This window comes from Nocardia ninae NBRC 108245 (genome assembly GCF_007990755.1).
In the GTDB taxonomy this organism is placed as follows: domain Bacteria; phylum Actinomycetota; class Actinomycetes; order Mycobacteriales; family Mycobacteriaceae; genus Nocardia; species Nocardia ninae.
The window spans coordinates 1-7,187 of the sequence record NZ_BJXA01000153.1; the positions used below are offsets into that span (position 1 = coordinate 1).

8 protein-coding genes are annotated in these 7,187 nt (G+C 63.4%); 3 read left to right on the plus strand and 5 right to left on the minus strand.

Going from position 1 to position 7,187, the window contains the following annotated elements:
* Nucleotides 1-483: ester cyclase (locus tag NN4_RS43980; RefSeq protein WP_147144280.1), on the plus strand; the 483-nt coding region annotated here is incomplete at its 5' end.
* 219 nt (nucleotides 484-702) lie between these two features.
* On the opposite strand, the gene NN4_RS43985 is transcribed toward NN4_RS43980, so the two are convergent.
* Together NN4_RS43985 and NN4_RS43990 are read right to left on the minus strand one after the other, a co-directional pair.
* Nucleotides 703-1,947, minus strand: coding sequence for a phthiocerol/phthiodiolone dimycocerosyl transferase family protein (locus NN4_RS43985; RefSeq protein ID WP_147144281.1), 1,245 nt, complete (start codon nucleotides 1,945-1,947; stop codon nucleotides 703-705).
* A gap of 82 nt (nucleotides 1,948-2,029) precedes the next feature.
* A complete protein-coding gene (locus NN4_RS43990; protein ID WP_147144284.1) occupies nucleotides 2,030-2,980 on the minus strand; it encodes a diacylglycerol kinase family protein in 951 nt (316 codons plus the stop codon).
* A gap of 172 nt (nucleotides 2,981-3,152) precedes the next feature.
* Here NN4_RS43990 and NN4_RS43995 point away from each other — a divergent pair, with 172 nt between their 5' ends.
* Entirely contained in the window at nucleotides 3,153-3,767 is a 615-nt protein-coding gene (locus NN4_RS43995; protein ID WP_147144287.1) for a class I SAM-dependent methyltransferase, read from the plus strand.
* 16 nt (nucleotides 3,768-3,783) lie between these two features.
* Here NN4_RS43995 and NN4_RS44000 read toward each other — a convergent pair whose 3' ends face one another.
* The 3 genes from NN4_RS44000 to NN4_RS44005 form a co-directional block, all read right to left on the minus strand.
* Nucleotides 3,784-5,052 (minus strand): PucR family transcriptional regulator, encoded by a 1,269-nt coding sequence (locus tag NN4_RS44000; RefSeq protein ID WP_147144290.1) that lies wholly within the window; start codon nucleotides 5,050-5,052, stop codon nucleotides 3,784-3,786.
* Between the two features lie 237 nt (nucleotides 5,053-5,289).
* Complete coding sequence (locus NN4_RS45585; protein WP_186818925.1) at nucleotides 5,290-5,457, minus strand: hypothetical protein; 168 nt, start codon at nucleotides 5,455-5,457, stop codon at nucleotides 5,290-5,292.
* 254 nt (nucleotides 5,458-5,711) lie between these two features.
* Nucleotides 5,712-6,113 carry an ATP-binding protein gene (locus tag NN4_RS44005; protein ID WP_147144293.1) on the minus strand — a complete coding sequence of 134 codons (402 nt, stop codon included), beginning with the start codon at nucleotides 6,111-6,113 and terminating at the stop codon, nucleotides 5,712-5,714.
* A gap of 275 nt (nucleotides 6,114-6,388) precedes the next feature.
* On the opposite strand from NN4_RS44005, the gene NN4_RS44010 reads away from it, so the two are divergent.
* The coding region (locus NN4_RS44010) for a HAMP domain-containing protein (protein ID WP_222595281.1) at nucleotides 6,389-7,187 on the plus strand (799 nt) is incomplete at its 3' end.

A 7,187-nucleotide genomic window follows, 5' to 3' on the forward strand; every position in this document is an offset into this window, starting at 1 on the left:
GCAATCATGAGCACGACGATCGCAACCCCGGTCACCGCGAAGACCGCCCGCGAGATGGTGGAGTCCGCGCCGACGGCCGCATTGCGGATAGCCAGCCGCAACTACGAGCTGTACGACACCGGCGATGTCGCCGGCGTGGACGAGGTCTTCGCTGTCGACCTCGTCGACCACAACCCGGTAGCGGGTGCAGAATCCGGCATCGAGGGCATGCGGATGCTGATCGCCGCAGTGCGCGATGGATTCACCGGGACCGAGCACCGAATCCTGTTCCAACAGCAACTGCGCGATGGATGGGTGGTCAATCACTGGCAAATGACCGGAACCCATACCGGTGACGCCTTCGGGTTGACCGCAAGCGGAAAGCCCCTGGCGTTCAACGGAACCGACATCGTTCGCGTCCTCGACGACAAGATCACCGAGATCTACCACGTCGAGGAACTGCTGCAGCTGACCGCGCAGGTCGGCGCGGAGTCGGCCCAGTGAAGGTCGAGATCTGGTCCGATGTCGCCTGCCCCGCGTTCCTACGCATAGCCGGAGCTGCGGACTCTATCCGCGACTCCGTGTGTTGAATCCGGTCGGGTACGCGCGTTTCACCTGACGGCGTGGCAGACCGCAGAGCGGGCGGTCGGTCAAGACCCGACAGCTGAACCGCACAGGTAACGCCGCCCCGGCTGTGGACGGCGTTACCGTCGTTGTGAATGGTCAGAGCTCGTCGGCAGAATCGGGGATCAGGAGGTTCAGATTGGCGGCTACGACTTGGCGCAGCTGGATGATCCGATCGGGTCGGTGGTACCGCTCGGAGAATGCGAACTCGACATTCAGTCGCCCCAGGAATGTATAGACAATGTAACTTATTTCCGGCGTGGAAGCACCGGTGACAAATCCGCGGAAGTCTACTATTCGCATACCGTGTGGAGAGTCCAGCGACGGCACCACGCCCCAGTTGGTGACGGTATTCACGACACTGTCTCGCGGGCCGTTGCTTTCGACGATGCGCGCAGCCGCGAACATGGTTGTCAGCGCCGCCCCGCTTTCGATGCCGTGCACGATCTGTGCCTTGGCCTCTTTGCCCAGGGTGAGCAGGTCGGAATCGGGCCCGCAGCTGATGATGGTCGGTGCGTATCCGAGGCCGTTGGTGGCGTCGGACGGTTGCGCGGGCGGTTGCAGATGTGGGCGCAGGTCGACGGCGTGACCGATGATCATCGGTAGCTCGCTTTCGGTTGGCGTGCCGGATAATTCGGCGATCATCACCCGTTCGGCGCGGATGATCGCGGCGCTGAGAAGCGCGTGCACCGTCGTTCCTTGCGCCCTCGCGCGTCGAAGAAGTGTATCGGTGTGGTGGCAGGACAGCGTGATCCGTTCACCGAGTCGCAGACCTGATTCGTCGAGCGTTTCCGTAGGAGCGAAGCTGTGCAGGCCGTTCAGATCGGGCAAGACCGGTTCCGGGACGGCAACCCCTCGTTCGGCGAGCAAATCTTCGAGCCTGCGCGGAAAGAGCGGTGCCGGCTTGGGCACCGCCGTGTCCGCACCGAGCACAGCGACCGTCCGCCAGAAGTAGTCGAGCAGCGCGAATCCCATATGGGCATCGTTGATTACATGGGACACGTGCAGCGCGACAGCCGTGATCTCGCCTTCGCGTACCACCTCCAACTTCGCCAGGCCGAGCGCAGGATCGAGGGCGCTTGCGCCGTGCGCGAGCCAGTCGGCAACCCGACCGTGAATCACCTGTACGTCGGCGCTGTCGAAGCCATGCTCGCGGATGTGCGGGAAGCACTCATCATCGGCGTTTTCGATAGTGCCGGCGAGCATCGGATACCGTCGGCACATCAACTCGAATGCTCGCCGCAGCAGTGTCGCATCGACTTCGCCGACGCAGGTGGCCGTATAAACCACGGTCTTTTTCGACGGTACGAAGCACTGATCGATTGTGCCCATCCGATACTTCACTGTTTACTCCTCATCTGTTCGCGCGCACGAGTTCCCGTGCCCGGCATAGGGTTTGCTTTCGTCGGCGCAGCAAGAGCGGCGCTCACGGCACCAGGACGGCCTGAGCTGCTGATACGGCCCGCACGGTCACAGGCAATTCGCCGACTCGTGCGCCGTCCACTACGGCATGCATCCCGGGGCTGTGCAGTGACACTGCGGGGGCCCGGTAGTAGGTGACAGCAGGATGGGCGATGGGTAGCCCTGCGGCCAGTTTGGCGAACAAGTACATCGCCTCCAAGCAGCCCATCGCCGCCCCGATCACGGTCACATCGAGGAGACCGTCGTCGAGCAGTGCGATCGGGCAGATCGGCTTTCCGGCGGCACTGCGGGAATTGCCCACCGTGACCAGCAGCGCCTCGGTGTCGATCACCAGTGGCGTGGAATATTCGTTACCGCCGGATAATTCGATACGGAAAGGGCGGGCGGTGCCCGTGGCGATCTCGGCCAGCGACGTACGCCCGGACGGGAGTCGGGTTCGGCTGACGCGATCGAGGATCCGGGCGTCGGATCCGGTACACGCGACCGTAGCGAACCAGGTGCGACCGACCGAACACTGTGCACCGGAGGTCGTTTCGATGACTCCGAGGTCGATATCGCGGCGTTTTCCCGCTAACACGATATCGGCGGCGGCTCGTGGATCGTCCAGCGGAATGCCTAATGCGATGGCGAGATCGTCACTGGGTCCGGCCGGTACCACGCCCAGCGGTATGCCGGTGTGGGTGATCACCTGTAGCACTGTCGATATCAGATCATCACCGCCGACGCAGACAACCGCGTCCGGGCGATCGCGCCTGCTCAGACGTTGTTGCAGCAGATCGACCGTGCCTTCCGGCGAGGTACCACGCCACTGACGTACCCGAATGCCGCGATCAGCGAAGTAGTGACTCGTCGCGACTGCCCTACGCATCCCCCGCCCCCACGCCGAGCACGGATTCGCAATGACATCAATCGATTTGATGCCGTTGCCGACGGGGGTAACGAGCGGGTTCGTCATGCGGTGATGCTCCGATCGGACAGGAAACGCTGTGTGCGATCCGATCTTGTGCCCTGTGCTCGAGCAGCCGTTGAGCCACCGATGAACAGCCCTGTGATCGAGCCGGGCGCTACCGATCAGCACGACGGTGGCACAGTGAACAGGGACAGGCCCGAGCGAGGAGGAACCGACGATGAGCGGACGTATCCCCAGCCAGTGGGAGGGGCTCACCGCTGCCGACCCTGCGCATTCGACGTGGTACGTGGAGCGATTCCGCACGCTGGCGGCCGACGGCACCGACATTTTCGGGGAAGCGCGGCTGGTCGACGCAATGCTCGGGCGCGAAAGCCGAGTCCTGGATGCGGGATGCGGTCCGGGACGCGTTGGTGGCTATCTACACCGTGCCGGCCATATCGTGGTCGGCGTCGACGTCGATCCGGTGTTGATCGCCGCGGCGGAGCAGGACTATCCCGGTCCGACCTGGATCGTCGGTGATCTCGCCGAGTTGGACTTGCCGAGCCGTGGTATCTCCGCCGACTTCGATGTCGTCGTGTGCGCGGGCAACGTCATGACCTTCTTGGCGCCATCCACCCGGCAGGCGGTACTGGCCGGGTTCGCCCACCATCTCGCGCCGGCCGGTCGGGTGGTGGTGGGGTTCGGCGCCGATCGCGGTTACGAATTCCCACAATTCCTGACCGACGCCGAAGCTGCCGGACTCACAGTGGATTTGCGCCTTTCGACGTGGGACCTACGCCCCTTCACCGACGAGTCCGACTTCCTGGTGGCAGTGTTCTCCCTCCGGGAGTGAATGAGGCACATGCGCACTACCCCGCCAAGGGATTGGCATGCTGCGAACGGCGAGTCCGTGCGGCACTGCGTCCGCGATGTGACCGGATCAGCAGCGCCGCGCGCAAATGACAGAGGCCGGTGAGATCTGTCGGGTCGAACCCGGTGATCTCTGCGATCCGTTTCAACCGGTAGTCGACGGTGTTCGCGTGCACGTGCAGTCTGCGAGCCGTCCGGTTGCGCTGCATGTTCGTTGCCATATGCACTTCGAGTGTCAGCAGCAGATCCGGGTGTGCTTCGAGGGAATCGAGCACCGAACTCAGGTGGTCGCGGGCGGGGCCGGGGCGGGTCAACTGATATTCGAACGCCAGCTCGTGCGGGCGGTAGACCTTACTTTCACCGCCGAGCCGATGGACGATGTCGACGAGCTCATGGACCTGCTCGGCCACCTGCGGGATCTCCGCCGGAGCCGCCGCCATCGCTACCGCTCTGATCGGCACTTGCGCTGCCGCCGACAAGTAGACGATCAATTCGTCCAGATCCCGCTCGGAGAATGTCGGAACGGGCAGCAGCAGCGTGCCGCCATCGACGCTCAACAGCGAGAGCACTTTTCCCCCGCACCGATTGGCCAGCTCCGCCTGCACCCGCCGTAACTTGCGGCGGGCCACCACATTCCCGTCCAGCGCGGAGTCCAGCTCCTCCGGATGCGGCGGAAGCTCCAGCGCCACGACATGGTATCGGTCGGCGACCTCGATGCCGCATTCGCGGGCCATCGTCGATGTGCTCTGCCCGCCCAGCAGGGCCGAGGTCAAGGTATGCACTGCGGTGTGGTGCTCACTGACTACCGAACGCAAATCACGCACATAACCCACCGACACCGCCGAGGTGATCATGTCCAGAGCCTCCATCAACCGCAACGCGACCCCCGCGACCGTTTCGTGGTCCTGGGTTATGCCATTCGCCAGAATGAGATCGAATCCGAGTTTGAAACCTTCGTGGATCGCGTGATGGATGGTGTCGATCGGAATTCCTTCACGCGCCCAGCCCGCCGCAGCCGACCGCACTCGCTCGGCACGCCCGGGAAGGTCTCGTCCGTCGAGCATGCTACGGGTCAATTCCAAACACACTCGGGTTATTGTCGTCACATCTCCATTGAGCGCTTCCCCGGGCAACGTCGCACACGGCACCACATTCTCGATGAAATGACCAACCATCTGGCGAGAAATGGTCCGCACATCCTTCAAAGGGCTCGATACCGGCTGACCCGACGAGGACAGAAACGGCTCGGAAGAGGTTGCGGCAGACATCGTAATTCCTTTCCTGCACAGCACATTGGGCAGAACCCCAACGCTACCGCCGAGTAGGGCTCGGCGACCCACCTCACCGTTTGTGACAAGAAAGAACGAATGCCCTGAGGGTTTGGAGATAGTGACAGATGACAGTGGGACCAGGTGCGTCCCCGACCGACCCACCTGGTCCCACAAGTCTTTCAGTTCGACTACCAGCGTTGTCTCGCTGCCGCCAGGAGAACTCGATGCGGCCGTTTACAGGCAGAGATTGAACTCCAACGGGCCCAATGGAATCGGAAGGCAGACCTCCACCGAGCCCGAGATGGGAGCGGCGGAGTCAGCATTGGCAATGCCGGTACCGAATACACTGGCGGACATCATCAGACCGGCAACAATGATCGGACGGATAATTCTGGAGTTCATATAGCGATCCTCGGTGTTGTTATATTGCGCTCCCCGGGTTCGGGGACGGCCCCATCAGACCAGAGGCCCGCCGCGATTGCCGCACTGTTCGCAGCGATTTCGACTGACCCACGGCAGATTTCGAGCACAATCGTAGAATTTCACAATGTACTTACTGCTCTATCGGCGATAAATGTCGTCGGCTCCGCGCCGGGACCGTTCGCCGCGCCGGCCCGAGCATGAGGCGGACCGTCAGCTGATCCGGACGTTCACGCTTAGTGGATGAACCGGTCCGGTCCGATCTCGGCCCATACGGTTTTGTGGCCGTGGTGGCGAACAGTTGCCCAGGCTGTGGCGAGGCGCTCGATGAGGATCAGGCCGCGACCGCCGGCGCGGTCCGGGGTACGCGGCTGCGGACGGCCGGGGCCGGTGTCGTCTACTTCGATGCGTAATCGGTGGCGGCGCAGTGATATTCGGGCTCGGCGCGGAGGCTGGCCGTGACGGTGGGCGTTGCTGGCGAGCTCGTCGAATACTTGGACCGCGTCCTCGATGAGCTCCCCTTCCAACGATGCCAGTAACTCTCGCACCTGCGCCCGCGCCTGTGCGAGCGTAATGAGGTCGAGATCCAGATCCAGGGCATCGGCGCGGTGGAGATTGTCCACCAGCGGTGTCGTCACGACTCACCCCTTTCACGTCATTGTTCGAGTGCACCCGAACTACCCGCCGGTCACCACCGGAAACCCTTGTGTCGCCGTGATGATGTCGAAGTCGATCCGTGTTCGCCTGATCGGCTGGGGGCAAACGAGTCTCGGCGATCGCGCAGCGGCTAAGGTCATCGGTCAGTGGGTGTTCAGCAGCTAGCACCCACTACTTGTTGACGATTCCTTCGGGCACGACATGGCGGGAGCCGCCGTGCCTATCGGCGTCGAATCGACCAGATCTGAGGACGAGGATGACGGACACGGTGGCTGCTGCCTCGGCTGCACGTAAGTACACGCCCGCTGCTACGGACCAGGTCGAGTTGCGCCAGCTACTCGCGGGTTTGACCGCGGTGCGTGACGGCGATTTCGGTACTCGGTTGCCGATGGACGGTGACGGGCTGCTCGGCGAGATCGCCACGGTGTTCAACGGCATGGTCGATCAGCTCTCGCTGTTCACCTCGGAGGTCACCCGCGTGGCGCGCGAGGTCGGCACGGACGGGCGATTGGGTGGGCAGGCCGAGGTGCCGGGGGTCTCTGGCACGTGGAAGGACCTCACCGATTCGGTGAATGCGATGGCCGGCAACCTGACCAGCCAGGTGCGCGATATCGCGCAGGTCGCGACAGCTGTGGCCCGCGGCGATCTGTCCCAGAAGATCGACGTGGATGCGCGCGGAGAAATCCTGGAGCTCAAGAGCACCGTCAACACCATGGTGGACCAGTTGTCCGCCTTCGCCGACGAGGTCACCCGGATGGCACGGGAGGTGGGATCGGAAGGCCAGCTCGGCGGCCAAGCCCAGGTGCCGGGAGTCGGCGGCGTGTGGCGCGATCTCACCGACTCGGTGAACTTCATGGCGGGCAACTTGACCGCGCAGGTCCGCAACATCGCCCAGGTCACGACAGCGGTGGCGGGTGGCGATCTGAGCCAGAAGATCACGGTGAGCGCCCGTGGCGAGATCCTGGAACTCAAGAACACCATCAACACGATGGTCGACCAGCTCTCGTCGTTCGCCGACGAGGTCACCCGGGTCTCGCGCGAGGTCGGCACGGAGG

Bases quoted from the DNA above. Each gene is read 5' to 3' on its own strand.
- NN4_RS43990 (WP_147144284.1), bottom strand. From the start codon at position 2,980: ATGACGAACCCGCTCGTTACCCCCGTCGGCAACGGCATCAAATCGATT.
- NN4_RS43995 (WP_147144287.1), top strand. From the start codon at position 3,153: ATGAGCGGACGTATCCCCAGCCAGTGGGAGGGGCTCACCGCTGCCGAC.
- NN4_RS44000 (WP_147144290.1), bottom strand. From the start codon at position 5,052: ATGTCTGCCGCAACCTCTTCCGAGCCGTTTCTGTCCTCGTCGGGTCAG.
- NN4_RS45585 (WP_186818925.1), bottom strand. From the start codon at position 5,457: ATGAACTCCAGAATTATCCGTCCGATCATTGTTGCCGGTCTGATGATG.